This window comes from Reichenbachiella versicolor, assembly GCF_003171675.1.
Classification (GTDB): domain Bacteria; phylum Bacteroidota; class Bacteroidia; order Cytophagales; family Cyclobacteriaceae; genus Reichenbachiella; species Reichenbachiella versicolor.
In genome coordinates this window covers 302,101-321,348 of sequence record NZ_QFZQ01000005.1, presented here as the reverse complement: position 1 = coordinate 321,348, position 19,248 = coordinate 302,101, and the positions used below count along the sequence as shown (strand labels likewise).

Genomic DNA, 19,248 nt, shown 5'->3' with positions numbered 1-19,248 from the left:
ATGTCTATAAGCAAAGAAACCGTACATAAATTGGCCCATTTGGCTAGATTAGAATTGACTGAAGATCAAGAAAATAGATATCAGAAAGATTTGGGCGAAATTTTGGATTGGGTGGAAAAGCTCGAGGAAGTAGATACGGAACATGTAGAACCTTTGACAAATGTGAATGAGGAGCAGGTTCCATTACGAGAAGATGTAGCTGATAACTATTTTAAATCAACCGAGGAAGCTCTGAAAAATGCGCCTGAAAAAGATGGAGATTTCTTTATAGTACCTAAGGTATTAAGCTAGAACTTAATGAGTAAGATTTCTTTTTGGAGTGAGTGGGGTAGGTTGTCTCAACTTGCTTTTAAAGTCCTTTCAGTTTTTACACTGCTACTGATTGCTACAGTATTAGTGACAGAACTAGGAGGACTTTCTTATTTCTATTCTTGGGAGATGACTGGTTATCTCGAAGAAGTATTACTACCTGTCTTTTCTGATCATTCTGATTATATAGAGAGTTCTGTCCAGTTTGGTGTCAATCTTCTTTTTCAAAAAGCGGGTGCTACTTTTCAACTACTTCCGAAGTGGGGGGCGTATGCATTTTTTGCAGTTTTTATTTTATGCCTGTCAGGGATTTTAGCGATTGTGTCTCACCTTAGCCGATTTTGGTTTATTGCTTCAATGGGCTTTTTGGTATTAGCATTGGCTAGTGCTGGAGTGGCTAAAATTGGTGTATTGGGATTGACAGGTCAATTGGCTGTAGGAACATTAACTATTCCACTCATTGCGTTATGTTATTTTTTCAATACTATTAGAAATGACATAGGAGTTGGGCTAAGATTCTTTCTGATATTAGACTTGTTCGTTGTGCTAATAATGCTAATAGCACTTACTTCAAGTGTACAATACCCAATTCTAACGTTAGCATATAATGTTTATTGGCCAGCATTAGCACTCTCAGTAGTATTTATATTCATGGTTGGACATGAAGTAATACATGCTATTTTAGTATTGACAACACAAGGAAGTAAGGAGGATGAGTCTGGAAACACCCTGCATTTTATAGTGTTTTCGGTTATCTACTTAATCAATGTAGTTCTACTTTATATGAGGAATGTGAGCTACATAGATTGGGATATATATTACTTAAATGACTTTTTGTTGCTGTCTGTGTCCTCTATTCTAGGTCTGTGGGGATTGAAGAATAGAGAACAACTATATCAAGGAGTTTTACCATTTAGACCACATTTAGTATACCTGTTTTTCGCTTTAGCTATCCTTACTTTTAGTACGATTTTGTTTGTCTCTATTGCAGGTAATGACAGTACGATAGAAGTATTTGAAGATGCTATTGTATTTGGTCACATTGGTTTTGGAGGAAGCTTTCTAGTCTATTTAATAGCTAATTTTATATCGCTGTTGATGAAGAATCTTCCTGTTCATAAAATAGCATTTCGAGAGGATAATTTCCCATATGCTACTAGTCGTTTAGTTGGATTTATAGTTGTATTGGCATTCTTTTTTGCCTCTAGTTATGCAGCACTTTATCAGTCGGTGTCTGGTTATTTTAATGGCATAGCTGATATGTATTTGATGACAGAGCAAAAAACTAAAGCTGTAGAATATTATCACCGTGCATCAACGTATGGCAATATACTTTACCAATCTAATAACAATCATAAGTCTAATCTTATGTTAGGAATATTGGAGCCAGAAGGTAAAAAAGCAATTGCTCACTTTGTCAGTTCTACTAAGAAACGCCCAACCCCCTATGCATTTGCCAATTTAGGAAGTGTCTATGAATCAGAGAATATGTTTTTTGATGCAATGTTTACTTATCAGAAAGCACTTAAGCTATTTCCAAATAACTGGGCAATAAATAACAATTTGGCTCTATTGTTTAACAGGACTAACGTTCTGGATTCAACCGTATATTATCTCACTAAAATCAAAGAAACAGATTGGAAGCAAAATTTGGTTGAGTCGAACTTGTTAGCAGTCAGAGCGAAACACGGAGGTAAGGTGGATAATATTGAAACTAACTTTGAGAGAGTTTCAATGATAAGTAATGCACTGGCTTATGATGTAATTAATCAAAATGAAGTTCGAGAACCTCAAATAATGGTGCATGAGGGTACTAGATTGAACTTATTTACTTTTAGTTATTTAAATAATCTGGGGTTGGTGTGTTTACAAAACGGTGACGAATCCTATTTATTGACTATCGACAAGTATTTACTTGATCCGAATAATGGGGATTATTATAAAACACTGTCTTTACTTAAAGGAGCCAACCTGTATGTGAATGGTAGAATGACAGAGGCATTTACTTTAATGAATCAGTTGCGTGGAACCAATAATGAAATGGAAGCTAAAGCAATAATGATCATGGGTAAATGGGCTATGGAGTTAGGACAGCCATTTTTAGCAAATAAATATTTCGAACTATCTAGAGAGGCTGGATATCCATGGGCTACCGCTGATTTAGCTCAGAGCTATGGCATGACTAATAATTCGTCCGTCGCTCAATATATTTTGTTTAATGAATATTCAAATCTTGATACTACAAGGTACTCTGTGGAGATAGAGCAATTAAAGAATTTGGAACAAGCTTTAGATTCGGGGTTAGTTGTTTGGAAAGGTCATCAATACGATTTTGAAAGAGAGGCAACCAAGCTACAGGCGATTATTTCTGATGAAGGTGGCAAAGAGGCGTATATTGCCTTAGGGTTAAATAATCCTTTTTATGAAGAAGGAGTAATTGCTACGGCCGAATTTTTAAATAAAAATGGCGAAAATGAGGAAGCCTATAATGTTTTGCAAAACGCTATAACTATTAACGAGTATTCTGAAGCTCTGATAAGAGAGTACATTGATCAGTGTTTTAAGATGGGGCTAACAAGCTATGCCGAATCTACGATATTAAGGTTGTATGATATTCTTCCAATAAATGAATACAACCTTTACGAACAAGAGTTTGAAGTAAAGAAATCGGAGTCAATTGCTAAATCGGAAGAATGGTAAAAGATAGATTTAAAACATTTCTATTATTGATTTCTTAGCCTTTCGCAAAGTGGTTATCCAAAGAGGAAGGTTTTCATAAGATATAATTGGGTAAATTTCTTTTGTAGCACCAAAGCTTTGATAATACTCGGCAACTTCTGGCGCATGATGAGGACTTTCAAAGTCAAAAATGAAATCTGAAACAGAGTATTCTAAAAGTAGCTGTTGGATGATTAATGATCTACCGTTAAGCTTACGATACTTGTTGTAAGAAGCACCTATTAAATATATTATCCTGTTTTTCCAAAGGATGAAGAATGCTCCGGCTCCTATTTGTTTATCGGGGTGTTGAGTATATAGTAATTTGCCAATTTTTCTATCAAAGCATTCTTTGGCAATTTTGGTAAGATATTCTTTTGTCTTCAGGTTTAGGCCTCCATCCAACTTTGGAGATACGCTTTCATTGAACATTTCGAATAGTTCAAAGATGTTTTCTGACGCTATGATTTTTTGTTCAATTTCTTTGGCTTTCCTGATGTCTTTTTTTCTGTCTCTTCTAAACTTTGATTCAATAAATCGATATTCTTCCCGTAGAGGAAGGATGTGATTTACAGCATTGGTTACATTCAGTTTTTTAGTGTTAAGAAAGTCATGTTCAGAAGACAAATTGTTTAAATGAAGAGGGTTAATGTAGTCAAAGGAATCAATCAGAGTTAAAAGTAGAGACTGAGAGTAGATTGATTTTACAGATCTAGAAGAAATGCCTAACTGTTGAGTAAATATGGGTTGTCGAACGATTGTTCGAGTGTATTTTTTGAAAAAAGGAACAGGGAGAATAGCTAGGTACTGATCGCTATTTTCTATTACGATTCCATACCATTGTTTTTCACAGACTATGTCTAAGTACCAACTTAGGTTATAAACTAAAGGATTGGTACAGTTTTCTACACAATCATTCCATTGCTGATCATTAATTTCATATCGCTCAAGTATTTTAGCTTTCAAAGTTTGTAATCCTTTTCGCCTGCAGTGATAGCTATTGGGAGTATGTTTTCTTTAGGAGGAAAGGGACAAGAGTAGCTATCGTTATAATTACAGTAAGGACTATAAGCTGTGTTGAAGTCAATAGTTATTCTATTCGCATTTTTAAAGTCTAGGTCAATATATCTGCCTGCACCATATGTTGATTCCCCACTAGTTGCATCAGCAAAACCTGTAAATAGACGTCCTCTTACATCTTTATAGTTTTTCAAGATAAGTAGCTTCATTGGCTTTTCATCTATCTTAAAATGAGCATATGCGTACTTAAGATACTTTATTGGAGCGCCATTTGAAGATCCTAAGGTTACATATTCCTTAGAGCCTATCTTTTCAATTTTAGCAGTTATTTTAAACTTCTCATTGATAGGAAAGTATTTCAGCTCTACGATAGTATCACCAAAAGAAGCGAAAGGAGATTCATGAGATGTGCTCATGAAATTATTTCTTTCTATTCTCTCTCTAAGGATTCTCTCTTTGTATGTCTCTAGAGTTTCTTGGTCATTTCCTAGGAAAGAGTAAGTCACTATTCCAAAGATTATTATAGCTGCTCCACCTATTGTTTTTTTCATGACTTTTATAATCTACCATTTTCTGAAAAGCTAAAGTAGCCATCATCTGTGAAAATGACATGGTCAAGAATCCTTATGTCAAGAGTATCTCCAGCTTGTTTTAGTTTTTGAGTAATATGATAGTCTTGTTTACTAGGGTTTAGATTTCCTGATGGGTGATTATGAATTAAGACTAAATAGCTTGACGTTTCCTCAAGTGCCCTTTTGAAAATAATTTTCGGGTCAACAACTGTTCCTGATACACCGCCTATACTGACAGGTTCGGCTTTAATAATAGTGTTAGACCTATTAAGATGGATGATCCAAAATTCCTCATGAGGCAAATCCATTAAGTGTGGTTTCATGTATTCATAAACGCTTTCAGCAGAATGAATTTTAACATGTTCGACTTTGTCTTGAGTTTTTCTTCGACGGCCTAGTTCCAAGGCGCTCAAAATTGAGATTGCTTTTGCCTCACCAATTCCATTAAATTTCATTAAATCCTTTAGGGTAAAACGAGCGAGTTGATTAAGGTCGTTGTTACACTTAGATAATATATGCTTAGAAAGTTCTACTGCTGTGAGGGTTCTAGTTCCTGATCCTATCAGAATAGCTATTAGTTCTGCATCTGAAAGGGCAGATTTTCCTTTTAAGATTAGTTTCTCTCTTGGGCGATCTTCCTCAGCCCATGCCTTTATAGACAGATTTTTTGAATTGGTCATGATAATTAGAGGTTTGGTTTAATTATTCAATGATACCTTAATTGGATAGAATACGAAAAAAGCCTTTCTGGTATGTCAGAAAGGCTGAAATATTTTCGAAAGACGAGACGGAGATTATAGAGAAGCTACCAGTTTAGTCAATTTAGACTTTTGGTTAGCAGCTTTGTTTTTGTGAATGATGTTGTTTTTAGCCAACTTGTCAATCATGCCAGTAACTTTTTTCAAAAGTTCTTCTGCTTCAGCTTTGTTCTCAGACTCTTTCAATCTCTTGATGAAAGTTCTTGTTGTTTTGTGCTGATATCTGTTTCTAAGTCTCTTAGCCTCGTTTGATCTAATTCTTTTTAAAGCCGATTTATGATTCGCCATCTCTCGTGTGTTAAAATTTTTCGGACTGCAAATTTAGAATTAATGTTTTGAATTGCAAGTCATTACTTCTAAAAATATTTAGCTTGTAAAGTGTTGCTGTTTTAAGTATAACTATCTCTCCCTTTAGCTTAGTGCAGAGAGAGTTAAGACTAATACTTTTCTATAAAATATCAGGTTTTCTAAATTGAACTCCTAAAGAGTTTTAAGTAAAGTAGATTACAGACTATCTTCATATTCTTTATTTAGTAGTCCAGCTTAGCTTTATGATAGATTCTACTTTAAAATCACTTCACGATTTATTGTTAGTTTTTGAACAAAATGCCGACACAGAAATTGCACGGCAACAAAAGGCATATATGAAAGGCCGTTTTGAGTACTTCGGTATCAAGGCTCCTGACCGAAAACAGTTACAGAAACCATTCTTAGTTAAAGCTTTTTTACCTAGAAAGAATGAATTGCAAGACATAGTAGAATGGCTATGGGGGCAAGAACAGCGTGAATTTCAGATGTATGGGCAAGAACTTGTCCAGAAGTTTGTAAAGGATTTTGAGCGTAATGATATCAAGTTAATGGAGTACATGGTGGTAACTAAGTCATGGTGGGATTCAGTAGATTTTATTGCATCTAATTTGATAGGTGAGTATTTTAAGAAGTTTCCTGAAGCTAAGGACTTTAATATTGATCGGTGGTTAAAGTCTGATAATATATGGCTTCAGAGAGTCTGCTTAATTTTTCAATTAAAATATGGTAGCGACACGGATGTCATGACGTTGATCAAGGCTATTGATTTTCTAAATGGTACCAATGAGTTTTTTATTAATAAAGCAATCGGTTGGGCTTTGAGACAGTATGGGAAAGTTGACCCTGATTGGGTCGTAGATTTCGTAGATAACACCGAGCTTAGCCAACTCAGTCGCAAGGAAGCACTGAAATTGATTAGTCAAGCATGCGGATAGTATTTTTTCTAGTTTTAATAAATTTTCATAGTTGGGCGCAAGATTCATTAGCTATTCATTATTCGGAAATTCAGCAATATGATTCTTTATCGTTTTTAAATGAATTAGAATTAATTGTTAATCAGGCAATTGATACAGGTGCTTTCCCCGGCTGTCAAGTTTTATTGGCCAAAGGAGATGAAATAATATTTAATCAATCATTTGGGTATCATACTTATGATAGCATGCGAAAAGTACAAAATGATCATTTATATGACTTAGCATCAATTACAAAAGTAGCTGGAGCTACTATGGCTTTGATGAAACTATATGAAGAGGGTAAGCTTGATATAGATCAAACTTTAGGTTTTTACTTTCCATACTTTGCGAATTCAGATAAGGCTGATTTGAAAATGAGGAAACTATTGGCTCACCATTCAAGGATGAAAAACTGGATTCCATATTATCAAGAATGTCAAAAAAAGAGTGGTAAGTATAAATCAAGAACTTTTACCTATCAATTAGCTTCGAAATATCCTTATCAAATTCCAGGCTCTCAATTATTCTTATTTAGAGATTTCTACAAAAAGAAACTACTGAAAATGATTAAGAAGTCACGTCTATACGATGAGGAAGGATACATATATTCTGGATTGGTTTTTTATTTGATTCCAGAATTAGTAGAGAGCTTATCTGGAAAGAAATATGAAGATTATTTAAAAGAGCATTTCTATGAGCCTTTAGGTGTTAAGAGCATAGGGTTTGAGCCATTAAAAAATGGGTTTGAATTAGATGAGATTGTACCGACTGAAATAGATAATTTTTTTAGAATGGATACGCTTCACGGCGTGGTTCATGATGAAGGCGCAGCTGTGATGTTGGGAGTATCAGGAAATGCAGGTCTATTTGGTACAGCCTCTGATTTGGCTAAAATATTTCAAATGTTGATGAAAGGCGGAGAGTATGATGGTCGTCAATATTTCAAAAAAGCAACAATTGAAGAATTTACAAGATGTCAATATTGTGAGCAAGGTAATCGAAGGGCATTGGGTTTTGATAAACCTTTGATAGAATATGACCCTATTAAATCTTCAGTAGCTAAGAATGTTAGCCCAAATAGCTTTGGACATACAGGTTACACTGGTACTCTAGTTTGGGCTGATCCGGATAATGATCTTCTTTTCATTTTTTTAAGTAATAGAGTATATCCTACCAGACAAAACAAACTGATCTATCAACTGAATGTTCGTCCTAATATTCATGATTTAGCCTATGATGCACTCATAAAAGAATAGAATGATTAGTTAAGTATAGAAAGAAGGTCGCGGAAATTTATTAGCGTCCTATTAAGCTTGAACAACTTATTCAATAAGCTTCTGTTTTCTGGAATAAACTTTGTTAGCAAGTGATAGGTCATGTTTCATATCTTTGTTGCCCTTGACAGTTTTATCCCTATGAATCGAATAGCAATTCTATTTTTTTTACTGACCAGTCAATTGAGTTTTTTTCAATCGATAGGTCAAGTTCAAGTCTATAGTGATCAGATTCCAGCTGATTCTATCATCAATTCTATTTATAATGAAGGCAATGTGGTACTAAGTCCTGATGATAGTTATTTGTACTTTACAAGAGCGAATCATCCTGAAAACCTTGGAGGAATAAATGACGATGGTGATATATGGATGGCAGAAATCGGACTTAATGGGAATTGGGGTGAGCCTAAGAATGTAAAATCCTTAAATGATATTGGACTAAATCAAGTAATAGGTTTTGTAGACCCTAGGACTCTTTTGGCTAGAAAAGGTAATTCTTTAGTTAGCTACTATTATTTTAATGGTAGGTGGTTTGAACCAAAAACAGTAGATATACCATATTTTAAACCTAAGTCATCACATATTACCGGTAGTGTTTCTCATGATGGAAACTTTCTTGTAATCGCTATGGAGTCGTTTGGTTCACATGGGGTAGAAGATATTTATTACAGCCAGAAGAAATCAGACGGATCTTGGACGCCAGTCAAAAATTTAGGAGAAGGAATAAATTCTAAATTTCAAGAGATTACGCCGTTCTTAGCATCAGATAATAAAACATTATTTTTCTCATCTAATGGATATGGAGGAGAAGGTAGTTTTGATGTTTTTGTCTCTCAGCGATTAGATGACACTTGGAGAAAATGGTCTGAACCAGTTAATCTCGGTAATAAAATAAATACACCTGGACGAGAATCCTCTTTTAACTTCAGTTCAGAACAAGCGGAAGCGTATTTGGTAAGTACACAAAATAGTGAAGGATATGGTGACATTAAAAGAGTAAAGATTAAGCCAGATATTGGATCCCCAGATCCAGTAGTCAAGCCTAAAGGAACTGAGAAAATACCTGAGCTTAAGGAAATGACTGTTGAGCTTAAGGGTAAGGTAACAAACAAAAAGACAAATAAGCCAGAAGTCAATGTTGAAGTGATTGTTTATAACCTTGACAGTACTTATGTATACAGCGATATAACTAATGAACAGGGGGATTATAGAATGAAAGTCGCTTCTGGGTTGAATTACAGTATTCATGGTAGAAAGAAACTCTTTTTTTCTATTGATGATGATTTTTACATTGGCTTACAGCCAATATCTGAATATTCATTTGAAATGACTCCTGTTGAAGAGGGAACAAAAATGGCTCTAGAGCATGTTCTTTTCGAGCAAGGGAAAGCGGTATTAATAAAGGAGTCAATGGATGAGTTAAATCTGATTGTGGAGATGATGAAACAAAACCCAGAAGTGAATATTTTCTTGGGAGGACATACAGATAATCAAGGGAAAGCATCTAGTAACCTTAAACTAAGTAAGGACAGAGTAGCTACTGTAACGCACTATTTGGTTTCACAGGGAGTTTCTACAGACCGTATATCAGGAAAAGGTTATGGAGGTACAAGGCCAAGAGCCAGTAATGCTAGCCTTGAAACAAGAAAACTTAATCGACGTGTAGAAGTCACGATTCATCTAAAAAATAATTAGGTTGCACTCATTTAGTAAGTATTTTAATCTAATTCAGTATGGCATTTTACAAATCAAAAAATCCAACTTTAGGTGTGGACACCTTTACCTCAGTTTCAAGGTCAGTTGAGGAAACTGAAACAATGACTATTTCGGGAACTGTTAATAAAACAGTATTACTAGGACTCTTAGTATTTGCCAGTGCTGGCATTACTTGGAACAGATTTTATAGTACCATGGACTTTGGGTCGGTCCAAGGGTTTGTGATGGGAGGAGCTGTCATAGGACTTGTTTTGGGAATAGTAATTGCTTTTAAAAAGACTACTGCTCCTTATTTAGCACCTGTTTACGCAGTTGCAGAGGGGTTAATGCTTGGGGGAATATCTGCGTTTATGGAGATGACATATCCAGGTATAGTACTTCAAGCTGTCTCATTAACTTTTGGAGTGTTATTTGGCTTGCTGGCACTGTATAAAATGAAGGTCATTCAAGCAACTGAGAATTTCAAATTAATAGTAGCGTCTGCAACTATGGGAATTGGTTTTTGCTATTTGATTTCTTTCATTGGAAGGTTTGTAGGCTTTGAGATGCCTTTGATTCACGATAGTGGCACATTTGGAATTGTATTTTCGCTTATAGTTGTTGCTGTTGCTGCATTGAATCTTGTAATGGACTTTGATTTTATAGAAGAAGGAGAAAAAGTAGGAGCTCCAAAATATATGGAATGGTATGGTGCTTTCGGTTTGATGGTAACTTTGATCTGGTTGTATATCGAAATACTAAGACTATTATCCAAACTTAGAAGAAACTAAGTTTGAGTAATTCCTCTTTGAAGTTATAGACATAATAGCTTCGAAGAGGTTTATCTAATTACCTTGACTCTATGAGAAAGGTTAGATTACAAGGAAAGCTGACTAATCTTTTCAAATTTACCCTCACAGTCGTATTCATATTGTACGAGACCGTCATTACCAATTAGCATTAGTACCTCAGCAAGCGGAATAACGTCAATAGCATGAACGTCCTTATGATGTGCAATCATATTTTTATCAATTTGAAAAGGATCAGATATATTGAATGACTTAATACCATATTCTCCTTCGGTTATAAATAAACAGTTGTCAATAACTCCAAGTCCATGAGGGTTTAGCATTTCATACTCAGTAATCGCTTTTGGTTTAGCAGGGTTGCTTACGTCTACTAATTCTAGTTGATTAATTATGTTTTGACAGTTTGTACCTGATCTTAGTGTAACATATGCAATATCATCCTTTACCACGACTGGGTCACAACTTACAATGTGTTCATAGGTAGAAAGATGTTTAGGTAGCTCGGGGTTGCTCTTGTCATATATATGCATACCCCATTCTGATCCTAGAAACAGTAAATTTTCGTAAGGAAATATAGTCTCTATTCCCCAGTTTAGATCAATTGGGTCACCAACTGATTTTGCCTCTATATTCGAAATATTGAAAATTCTCATATCATGGCTAGAGACTGAATAGAGGTAGTTGTCTGAGATTGTAAACCTTGCAAGAGAGCCTCCAGTTCCAATATCACCTGAGGCTGCATCTTCAAGTGCAAAATCATGTTGGTTATAGTCGAGCCATTCTTGATATGAAACGGGTTTTTTATACACATCATAACCAGTAACGATACTGTCACCGGTAGCTGTTTTATAGAAGTAAAAATCATCGCTAAATGGATTTTCAAAAACATCTTCTGTTCTTGATACTTCGTGAATATTATTAATGTCGGAAATGTCAATTACAACCAAATCAAAGTAGCTGTCTGCATAAAGTAAGTTTCCTTTGATAGCTAGGTTATTTGTTCCAGGTAAGTCAATGAATCCAATGAGTTTAGGGTTGCTTGTCGTTTTATTATCTATAATGTGAATACCACTGTCAATTTCGTTGATGTATACATATTCTCCCTTAGTGTATATTTTGCCAGGGTTATTTATAGCTATAGGTTCAATTAGTTCTGGGGATGTCATTAAGTCCGCTTTACTAATCACTATTGGACGGTAAGTAGGTATAGTATACTCTTCCTGATCATTACAAGATATACCACTCACTAAGATGGATGCAAAAAGAATAACTAGGTTGACTCGTTTCATTTGGTAGATATAAAAAAGCCCCAAATTAATCGAGGCTTTGTAGTGTTTCAAAATCATTTTGGAATATCCAAACCGGATACAGGTCATATACCCTGACCCAAAATGGTAAATAGTGCAGCCAAGATGGTGCTTAGAACAATAATTTTTCTAATGCTCTTTTCGTGGTTTTTATTATTTGATTTAACCGTTGTAGTGTTCATTAGTTCAGAATTTTAAAAATTATAACGCACACCCATTGAAACGCCGAAATTTCGAGGTTTGCCTGAGCTTACATTGTTAGTGTTTGTGAAATCACTGATAGCCTGATTATAGTTAGGTTCCACAGTGAACAGATAGCGTTCTTTCAACATGTATCCAAATTCAACACTTGAAAGAAAATTGAAATAAACAGGTTTGAAGTCTTGAGAATTATCTTTTTCAAAAGTTTCATTACTGGATTGCATATCTGCATTCATCAGTATGTTTGAGGAAACTCCTGAATTTAAAGTGATATTAAATTTCTTATCCAAGATGACATATCCTGCCTTGATAGGAATAGTCAAATACTGGAATTCATTACTAGTAGTTACTTCTTCTGTTTCTGCTGGTATTGATAACACCCTAGCATTAGGGTCATCAGCAAAAGAAGCGAAGATGGCAGGTGTTACTTGGTATGTGCTATTGGCGTTTCCTGTATTGATGGCGTTATAATGAAGGCCACTACTTACTACAATTCTACTAGCTATACGAGTTCCTACACTTAGTCCCCCAGAGACAGCATTACCAGTTGAATAGTTAGTGGATAATTGATCCTCATTTGTAACAACATCTTGAGAACTACTGTTCATTCCAGGGTCAAATGAGCCGGCGCCTAAGCTGACGCCTGCCCATAAGCTTGCATAGCTCTCATCATAGTTATATACATCTCTTTGATATGCCACTCCATACATCCAACCATCTATAGCGTCTGGTAAATATGGCTCAGCAGCATTTTTGGGTTCAACTCTATTAATGGTAGCAATATTTATGTTTTGTGATGGGGTTTGATTCTTAAGTAAATTGTTAATTCCATTGTTTTCAGAAGGCTCAGCTGCATTCAACAGGAGTTTGGTGTCCTGTTTGATAAATTGGGAGTTTCTTGTATTATGTGAGTTTTTGTTTGGGCCGGTTTTGTTGACATCATTGGAAACAATACTTACGCCATCACTAGAATTAGTAGTCTTTTGTTCTGTAAAAGTTATTTGATCGCTGCTTCTAAATTGAACAGACCACATAAAAGCTGAAACAGACGTAGCTAAGAATATACAAGCAGCAGCAACCCATTTGTATAAATTGGCTTTGGACTTGTATGCAGCTACTTCCATTTTGGATAACTCAGCATCCACACCAGTCCATACATGAGATGGAGGAGCAATTTCCTGTCCATCTAAGGCTTGGCGCCATTGGTTTTCGAATGAGTTATTATCCTTGGCCATATTTGTGGCTTATATCTGTCATTTGTTCTCTTAACAACTGTTTCGCTCTAGCATATTGAGATTTTGATGTCCCAATACTTATTTTGAGCATGTCTGCGATTTCGTGGTGTTTGTAACCTTCCACCGCATACAAGTTGAATATGATCCTACTACTTTGAGGTAGTTTGTTGATCATGTTCATCAATTCCTCCATCGAATAATCACTAGGCTCGCTGCTTTGAGAAGTTTCCTCTTTCATTTCGTTTACATCCACCATTGGGAATAGATAGAGTTTGCTTCTCTGAGAATTGAGCGCTGTATTGATCACGATGCGTTTCATCCAAAAGAAAAGTGAAGACTCACCTTTGAATGACTTCAACTGTTTGAAGATTTTAATGAAGGATTCTTGTAAGATATCTTCAGCTTCCTGTTGTTCTTTAGAATACCTCATACATACCAAAAACATCTTACCCGCATACAGCTTGTAAAGTTCTTCTTGAGACTTTCGATTTCCATCGATACAGTCACGAATAAGTTTTTTTTCTACCGGCTTCATGCAAGGGGTAGGTTTTGTTTTTAGATGGTACGCTTATATGACACAGCTATTTAGAAAAGGGTTGGAAAGACCTCAATTTTTTTAAGACTTATTTTCCGCCCTATATTGCAGACGCATTCGCAAAGGAATATAAAAATCACTTTAATAGATGAATAATCTATCTATATACGTCGTATTCGCATTTTTATTGAGTTTAGTTTTTTCGAACCTTCAGGCTCAAAGGAGTGAGGAAAAAGTTTTTGATAATGAGAACTTTAATAGAAAAGTAGGCACCGTTCAACTCATGCCCATGTCCGCGCAAGGAGGAGCTCCATTTCAGCCTGCAATTATTCCATTGAGTGGAGGGCAGCTTATTTTGAGATTTGATCTATTAGAGGAGGAATACTCTACCTTAAGCGCTAGACTCATTCATTGTGATGCAGGTTGGACTAAATCAGCATTAAATGATATTGATTACTTAAGACAATACAATGCGTTTGATATTTTAGATTTTGACTATTCGATGAACTCACAGAAAATGTACGTTCATTATTGGTTTAGAATTCCTAGGGTTTTAAAATCAGGGAATTACATTGTTCAGGTCTTTCAAGATAATGATAAGCGTAAGGTGCTTTTTCAGAGAAGGTTTGTCGTTTATGAAAATGTAGTTGGGATTCAACCTACAGTAAGGGTTTCTACTAGTGCAAAGTTTCGGAGAACTCATCATCAGATAGATTTTTCTGTTTTTTATAAAGGTGTAGGGAAAGTTGCTAGTCCGATGACAGAATTTAAGGCTGTAGTGAGACAAAATAACAGATGGGACAATGCACTATCAAGCCTAAAGCCATCCAATATGAATGTGGCTCAAAATAGAATTGATTATAAGCATTTTGATGGTTCAAATAATATTCTGGCTGGAAATGAGTTTAGGTTTTTTGATTTAAGAACCTTTTCTGTAAGAGGGCTCTATGTACAGTCAATTAATAGAAGAATGAATCCTGTTCATGCTCAGATCACTCCAGGAGAGGCTAGAGGTCGCTTTTATTCACTTACGCCAGATCAAAATGGATATTTCATTATTTCAACGAGAGAAGCGGGTGCAAGATCCTTGGAAGCAGATTATCTGAATGTCACTTTTCGATTGAAGTCTGAGCCAATATTGGATCCAGTTTATATTACAGGTGCCTTTAATGACTGGAAACAAGACGAAAATAGTATGATGATGTATGATCCGCAGTCTAAATCATACTTTAGAACCATTTTGTTGAAACAGGGACAGTACGATTATCAGTATGTAGTAGGAGGGGATAAACCGTTGCAGTTTGAAGGGACTTTTCTGGAGACAAGAAATGACTATGATATCCTAATTTACCACAGGTCTTTTACTGATCTAGCTGACAGAGTGGTTGGTTATGCCACTTTTAAGTCTGAATTATAGTCATCAATCGTTTTGAGGAGAGCGATATTTTTGGAAAGGCATAGCTAACAAATTACTAATCTTCGAGTGCTCTTTTGAATCCATATGTGTGTCTATTCCATATCTGATGTTTTTCATGTCATCTACATATGCAAACGTTCCGAATAACCTATCCCAAATTGAAAAGATATTTCCATAGTTAGTGTCCGTAAGAGGAAGTCTATAGTGATGATGTACCTTGTGCATATTAGGTGTCACAAATAAATAGGATAAAGGTTTATCGAGCTTTCCAAAGATTTCTACATTAGCATGCGTTAAGTGAGTAAAAAGCACCGACAAGCTTTGATAAAGCATGACCATTCCAATGGGTGCACCAATGATCATTGTGGCCAAAATGGTAAAAGAAATTCTTAGAAATGTTTCGAATGGATGATGTCGTAGTCCTGTAGTTACATCAACGTTGGTGTCAGAATGATGTATCAAATGTATTTGCCAGAGTCTTTTTACTTTGTGTTCCAACCAGTGTATAGAATATGCTCCAATCAAATCCATAAGTAAGACACTGAAAACTACTTGTGTCCATAGCGGTAACTCGATCAGATACAACAAGCCAATTCTATTCTCAACGACATAATCTGAAGTCAGCAGGAGTAGTCCAGCCATGCCAAAGCCTATAACAATGGATGCTAGTGTAAAGAAAATATTCACCCAAGCATGTTGCCATTTCTTGTATTTGACTCTATGAAGAGGAATTATTCCTTCTACAGTCCAAAAGATTACTAACCCTCCCACGAGCAAGGTGGCTCGGAAAGAGGTAGGAATATTGGTAAAGAAATCTATAAGTTGCTCCATTTTAAAGGCGTGTCCGATTTTAAAAGATAACGTATTAATTTCTCAATCGATTAAAATGAATTCTTAAAGTGTACTGTTTACGACGAAATATGCAGGGATATTTGTCATCTGCTGGTTAATCACTAAATTCAAAATTCTTAAACTCTACCTCAATATCTATGACAAAAGCATCTGATTTATTTATTCAGGCTCTCGAAAATGAAGGAGTCGAATACATCTTTGGTATACCCGGAGAAGAAAACCTTGACCTGCTCAATTCATTAAAAGATTCACCCATTAGACTTGTTTTAACTAGGCATGAGCAAGGTGCTGGTTTTATGGCAGCAACTTACGGTCGTTTAACAGGGAAACCAGGTGTTTGTCTATCAACATTGGGTCCTGGAGCAACCAATTTGGTGACACCAGCTGCTTATGCTCAACTTGGTGCTATGCCTATGATGATGATTACAGGCCAAAAACCAATCAAGAAAAGTAAGCAAGGGCGATTTCAAATATTGGATGTTGTAGACATGATGCAGTCACTTACCAAGTACACCAAACAAGTGGTAAGTGGTAACAATATTCCATCGATGGTGAGAGAGGCATTCAGATTGGCTACCGAAGAAAGGCCAGGGGCAGTTCACATAGAATTGCCAGAGGATGTAGCAGCCGAGGAGGCTGTTGAGCAGGTATTGCCAGTGAATCAGACTCGAAGACCGTCTCCTGATATAAAAGCTGTCAAGCATGCTGTCAAAATGATAGAAGCAGCTAAGATGCCTTTGCTACTAATAGGTGCAGGTGCAAATCGAAAGAGAACTCAGGATGCCTTGCAGGAATTTGTTGAAGAAACTAAGATGCCATTTTTTACCACTCAGATGGGTAAAGGGGTATTGGATGAGCGTCAAGACCTTTACTTAGGAACAGCAGCATTATCCTCAGATGATTATTTACATTATGCAATTGATAAGGCAGACTTAATTATTAATGTTGGTCATGATGTAGTTGAGAAACCTCCTTTCTTCATGGAGCATGGAGGTAAAGAAGTCATTCATATCAATTTCTCTTCAGCAGAAGTTGATCAAGTGTATTTTCCACAGCATAGTGTGGTAGGAGATATCGCTGATTCGATTAGAAATGTTACCCGTCAGATTGATAGCCAAGATCATTGGGACTTTGGGTTCTATCATAAAGTCCATGATGAGGTCAACAGCCATATTACCAAGTACTTCAATGACAACCGGTTTCCAATGTTACCGCAAAGAATTGTTCATTTGATTAGGGAAAGTCTACCCGAGGATGGGATTGTGACATTGGATAATGGTGTGTATAAAATATGGTTTGCTAGAAACTATGAATGTTATCAACCCAATACACTTTTATTGGATAATGCTTTGGCGACTATGGGGGCAGGTTTACCCTCTGCAATGGCCGCCAAATTGATATATCCGGATAAAAAAGTGGTCTCTGTTTGTGGGGATGGTGGATTTATGATGAATTCGCAGGAGTTAGAAACGGCTGTACGAGAAAAAATTGATGTCGTGGTGATCATTCTCAATGATAGTGCATATGGTATGATCAAATGGAAACAAGAAGGGATGGGATTTGAAAACTATGGATTGGATTATAAAAACCCAGATTTCGTTAAATATGCTGAAAGCTATGGAGCTAAAGGGCATAGAGTCGATAGTGATGAAAGCTTTACGAAAATATTGAATGAGGCATTGAGCGAAGGTGGAGTTCATTTGATTGATTGTCCAGTAGATTATTCCCTCAACCATTCCATCCTAAATGTAAAAATTAAAGAAAAGGCAGATTTGCTGTAACTCTGATAACTATTGAATATGTCAACATTAGATGTTTATTCACCATTTGATCAAAAACTAATTAAGTCAGTTCCTTTGGCTACTGCCAAGGAAATGGATGAAGCTATAGATAGAGCTTATAAGTTGTTTAATAATCAATCGAATTGGTTACCAAAGCATAAAAGGTTAGAAATTCTAGAGAACATTGCCTTTATCATGGATGAGCGTTCTGAAGAGATTGTTCATATTTCTGCTTTGGAAGGAGGGAAGCCTTTGATAGATACTCAGGCGGAAATGGCTAGGGCGATCAACGGAGTCAAACTCGCTATCGAAAATATGGGGCACCTTAAGGGAGAAGAAGTAGCGATGGGACATACGGCTTCTTCTATTAATCGAATGGCTTATACCATGAGAGAACCTATCGGAGTAGTGGCTTCAGTGAGTGCATTCAATCATCCGATCAATCTAATTATACATCAGACTATTCCTGCGATAGCTGTAGGAGCACCTGTAATAATTAAGCCAGCGCCTACTACCCCATTGACATGTATATTGCTCACTGAGATATTTGAAGCTGCTGGTTTACCCGAAGGCTGGTGTACTCCAATGGTTTGTGACAATGATGTTGCTGAGAAACTGGTTACTAGTCCAAAAATAAACTTTTTGTCCTTCATAGGTTCGGCTAAGGTGGGTTGGTATTTGAGATCAAAATTAGCCCCTGGAACGCGCTGCGCACTTGAGCATGGTGGAGCAGCTCCTGTCATTGTGGAGCCTGATGCTGATATCTCTCAAATGATTCCTGCTCTGGTAAAAGGAGGGTTCTATCATGCAGGACAAGTGTGTGTGTCTGTTCAGAAGGTTTATGTACATGAGTCTATTCTTCAAGAGGTAGTAGCTGAGATAGATACTATGGCAAGGGCACTTATAGTGGGCGATCCACTTGATGAAAAAACAGAAGTGGGGCCATTAATATTGCCTAAAGAAGTAGACCGAGTTCACGAATGGGTTCAAGAAGCCGTTACTGGAGGTGCTAAACTTATCTGTGGAGGTCAGAGGATATCTGATACATGCTATGCCCCTACCCTTCTAGTCAATCCTCCAGAAACTGTCAATGTTTCTACAAAAGAGATATTTGGTCCAGTAGTTTGTGTCTATTCATATAATAATAGAGATGAAGCGATAGATAAGGCGAATAGTCTCGAATTTGCGTTTCAGTCATCCGTATTCACCAAAGACTTAGATATTGCATTAGATACTGTTAAGAAACTCAATTCTACTGCGGTAATGGTCAACGACCACACAGCCTTTAGAGTAGATTGGATGCCGTTTGGTGGGCGAGATTCTTCAGGACTAGGATTAGGTTCCATACCTCATACAATGCATGATATGACTCGTGAAAAGATGATGGTTATTAAGAGTAATGTACTTTAGCCTTTGATTTAGTTATCCTTCCCCTATAAAGATTTGAACTTGAATTGGTTCGGGGAATGAAAACTACTCTGCTAATGCTAATACTTTGAATAT

At 36.3% G+C, this 19,248-nt stretch carries 17 protein-coding genes; 9 read left to right on the top strand and 8 right to left on the bottom strand.

The window, feature by feature from the left end; genetic code table 11:
- Both gatC and DKG80_RS11855 read left to right on the top strand, forming a co-directional pair.
- Positions 1-291, top strand: coding sequence for an Asp-tRNA(Asn)/Glu-tRNA(Gln) amidotransferase subunit GatC (gatC, locus tag DKG80_RS11860; protein ID WP_109831559.1), 291 nt, complete (start codon positions 1-3; stop codon positions 289-291).
- Positions 292-297: 6 nt separating this feature from the next.
- Positions 298-3,009, top strand: a complete 2,712-nt coding sequence (locus DKG80_RS11855) for a tetratricopeptide repeat protein (RefSeq protein WP_109831558.1) — start codon at positions 298-300, stop codon at positions 3,007-3,009.
- A 9-nt stretch (positions 3,010-3,018) separates the two neighbouring features.
- Here the strand turns inward: DKG80_RS11855 and DKG80_RS11850 are convergent, their stop codons facing one another.
- The 4 genes from DKG80_RS11850 to rpsT all read right to left on the bottom strand — a co-directional run bounded on the left by DKG80_RS11850 (position 3,019) and on the right by rpsT (position 5,665).
- On the bottom strand, positions 3,019-3,993 hold the full coding sequence (locus DKG80_RS11850) for a hypothetical protein (RefSeq protein ID WP_109831557.1): 975 nt from the start codon (positions 3,991-3,993) through the stop codon (positions 3,019-3,021).
- Entirely contained in the window at positions 3,990-4,598 is a 609-nt protein-coding gene (locus tag DKG80_RS11845) for a DUF1684 domain-containing protein (RefSeq protein ID WP_109831556.1), read from the bottom strand. Before DKG80_RS11845 ends, DKG80_RS11850 begins: the two co-directional genes overlap by 4 nt.
- A 5-nt stretch (positions 4,599-4,603) precedes the next feature.
- A complete protein-coding gene (radC, locus tag DKG80_RS11840) occupies positions 4,604-5,299 on the bottom strand; it encodes a RadC family protein (protein WP_109831555.1) in 696 nt (231 codons plus the stop codon).
- Between the two features lie 114 nt (positions 5,300-5,413).
- A complete protein-coding gene (gene rpsT / locus DKG80_RS11835) occupies positions 5,414-5,665 on the bottom strand; it encodes a 30S ribosomal protein S20 (protein WP_109831554.1) in 252 nt (83 codons plus the stop codon).
- 263 nt (positions 5,666-5,928) lie between these two features.
- On the opposite strand from rpsT, the gene DKG80_RS11830 reads away from it, so the two are divergent.
- From DKG80_RS11830 to DKG80_RS11815, 4 genes are all read left to right on the top strand, one after another.
- A complete protein-coding gene (locus DKG80_RS11830) occupies positions 5,929-6,621 on the top strand; it encodes a DNA alkylation repair protein (protein WP_109831553.1) in 693 nt (230 codons plus the stop codon).
- Positions 6,612-7,895 carry a serine hydrolase domain-containing protein gene (locus DKG80_RS11825; protein WP_109831552.1) on the top strand — a complete coding sequence of 428 codons (1,284 nt, stop codon included), beginning with the start codon at positions 6,612-6,614 and terminating at the stop codon, positions 7,893-7,895. The genes DKG80_RS11830 and DKG80_RS11825 overlap by 10 nt, the downstream gene beginning before the upstream one ends.
- A gap of 159 nt (positions 7,896-8,054) precedes the next feature.
- Positions 8,055-9,608, top strand: a complete 1,554-nt coding sequence (locus tag DKG80_RS11820) for an OmpA family protein (RefSeq protein ID WP_162555846.1) — start codon at positions 8,055-8,057, stop codon at positions 9,606-9,608.
- Positions 9,609-9,646: 38 nt separating this feature from the next.
- The gene (locus tag DKG80_RS11815) at positions 9,647-10,399 is read left to right on the top strand and encodes a Bax inhibitor-1/YccA family protein (RefSeq protein WP_109831550.1); all 753 of its coding nucleotides are present in this window, start codon (positions 9,647-9,649) and stop codon (positions 10,397-10,399) included.
- A gap of 86 nt (positions 10,400-10,485) precedes the next feature.
- Here DKG80_RS11815 and DKG80_RS11810 read toward each other — a convergent pair whose 3' ends face one another.
- The 3 genes from DKG80_RS11810 to DKG80_RS11800 all read right to left on the bottom strand — a co-directional run bounded on the left by DKG80_RS11810 (position 10,486) and on the right by DKG80_RS11800 (position 13,695).
- The gene (locus DKG80_RS11810; protein ID WP_162555845.1) at positions 10,486-11,706 is read right to left on the bottom strand and encodes an LVIVD repeat-containing protein; all 1,221 of its coding nucleotides are present in this window, start codon (positions 11,704-11,706) and stop codon (positions 10,486-10,488) included.
- A 212-nt stretch (positions 11,707-11,918) separates the two neighbouring features.
- Positions 11,919-13,160, bottom strand: a complete 1,242-nt coding sequence (locus DKG80_RS11805; protein ID WP_109831548.1) for an outer membrane beta-barrel protein — start codon at positions 13,158-13,160, stop codon at positions 11,919-11,921.
- Complete coding sequence (locus DKG80_RS11800) at positions 13,147-13,695, bottom strand: RNA polymerase sigma factor (protein WP_109831547.1); 549 nt, start codon at positions 13,693-13,695, stop codon at positions 13,147-13,149. Before DKG80_RS11800 ends, DKG80_RS11805 begins: the two co-directional genes overlap by 14 nt.
- A gap of 148 nt (positions 13,696-13,843) precedes the next feature.
- On the opposite strand from DKG80_RS11800, the gene DKG80_RS11795 reads away from it, so the two are divergent.
- Complete coding sequence (locus tag DKG80_RS11795; protein WP_109831546.1) at positions 13,844-15,112, top strand: type IX secretion system plug protein; 1,269 nt, start codon at positions 13,844-13,846, stop codon at positions 15,110-15,112.
- A gap of 3 nt (positions 15,113-15,115) precedes the next feature.
- Here DKG80_RS11795 and DKG80_RS11790 read toward each other — a convergent pair whose 3' ends face one another.
- Positions 15,116-15,943, bottom strand: a complete 828-nt coding sequence (locus DKG80_RS11790; RefSeq protein WP_109831545.1) for a sterol desaturase family protein — start codon at positions 15,941-15,943, stop codon at positions 15,116-15,118.
- 158 nt (positions 15,944-16,101) lie between these two features.
- Between DKG80_RS11790 and DKG80_RS11785 the strand changes: the two genes are divergently transcribed.
- Together DKG80_RS11785 and DKG80_RS11780 are read left to right on the top strand one after the other, a co-directional pair.
- The gene (locus DKG80_RS11785; RefSeq protein ID WP_109831544.1) at positions 16,102-17,745 is read left to right on the top strand and encodes an acetolactate synthase large subunit; all 1,644 of its coding nucleotides are present in this window, start codon (positions 16,102-16,104) and stop codon (positions 17,743-17,745) included.
- Between the two features lie 18 nt (positions 17,746-17,763).
- Positions 17,764-19,155 (top strand): aldehyde dehydrogenase family protein, encoded by a 1,392-nt coding sequence (locus DKG80_RS11780; RefSeq protein WP_109831543.1) that lies wholly within the window; start codon positions 17,764-17,766, stop codon positions 19,153-19,155.
- Positions 19,156-19,248: the final 93 nt, after the last annotated feature.

What these genes read in the sequence shown, in the direction of transcription:
- gatC (WP_109831559.1), top strand. Translation starts at nt 1, where the DNA reads ATGTCTATAAGCAAAGAAACCGTACATAAATTGGCCCATTTGGCTAGA.
- DKG80_RS11855 (WP_109831558.1), top strand. Translation starts at nt 298, where the DNA reads ATGAGTAAGATTTCTTTTTGGAGTGAGTGGGGTAGGTTGTCTCAACTT.
- DKG80_RS11845 (WP_109831556.1), bottom strand. Translation starts at nt 4,598, where the DNA reads ATGAAAAAAACAATAGGTGGAGCAGCTATAATAATCTTTGGAATAGTG.
- radC (WP_109831555.1), bottom strand. Translation starts at nt 5,299, where the DNA reads ATGACCAATTCAAAAAATCTGTCTATAAAGGCATGGGCTGAGGAAGAT.
- rpsT (WP_109831554.1), bottom strand. Translation starts at nt 5,665, where the DNA reads ATGGCGAATCATAAATCGGCTTTAAAAAGAATTAGATCAAACGAGGCT.
- DKG80_RS11830 (WP_109831553.1), top strand. Translation starts at nt 5,929, where the DNA reads ATGATAGATTCTACTTTAAAATCACTTCACGATTTATTGTTAGTTTTT.
- DKG80_RS11825 (WP_109831552.1), top strand. Translation starts at nt 6,612, where the DNA reads ATGCGGATAGTATTTTTTCTAGTTTTAATAAATTTTCATAGTTGGGCG.
- DKG80_RS11820 (WP_162555846.1), top strand. Translation starts at nt 8,055, where the DNA reads ATGAATCGAATAGCAATTCTATTTTTTTTACTGACCAGTCAATTGAGT.
- DKG80_RS11815 (WP_109831550.1), top strand. Translation starts at nt 9,647, where the DNA reads ATGGCATTTTACAAATCAAAAAATCCAACTTTAGGTGTGGACACCTTT.
- DKG80_RS11810 (WP_162555845.1), bottom strand. Translation starts at nt 11,706, where the DNA reads ATGAAACGAGTCAACCTAGTTATTCTTTTTGCATCCATCTTAGTGAGT.
- DKG80_RS11805 (WP_109831548.1), bottom strand. Translation starts at nt 13,160, where the DNA reads ATGGCCAAGGATAATAACTCATTCGAAAACCAATGGCGCCAAGCCTTA.
- DKG80_RS11800 (WP_109831547.1), bottom strand. Translation starts at nt 13,695, where the DNA reads ATGAAGCCGGTAGAAAAAAAACTTATTCGTGACTGTATCGATGGAAAT.
- DKG80_RS11795 (WP_109831546.1), top strand. Translation starts at nt 13,844, where the DNA reads ATGAATAATCTATCTATATACGTCGTATTCGCATTTTTATTGAGTTTA.
- DKG80_RS11790 (WP_109831545.1), bottom strand. Translation starts at nt 15,943, where the DNA reads ATGGAGCAACTTATAGATTTCTTTACCAATATTCCTACCTCTTTCCGA.
- DKG80_RS11785 (WP_109831544.1), top strand. Translation starts at nt 16,102, where the DNA reads ATGACAAAAGCATCTGATTTATTTATTCAGGCTCTCGAAAATGAAGGA.
- DKG80_RS11780 (WP_109831543.1), top strand. Translation starts at nt 17,764, where the DNA reads ATGTCAACATTAGATGTTTATTCACCATTTGATCAAAAACTAATTAAG.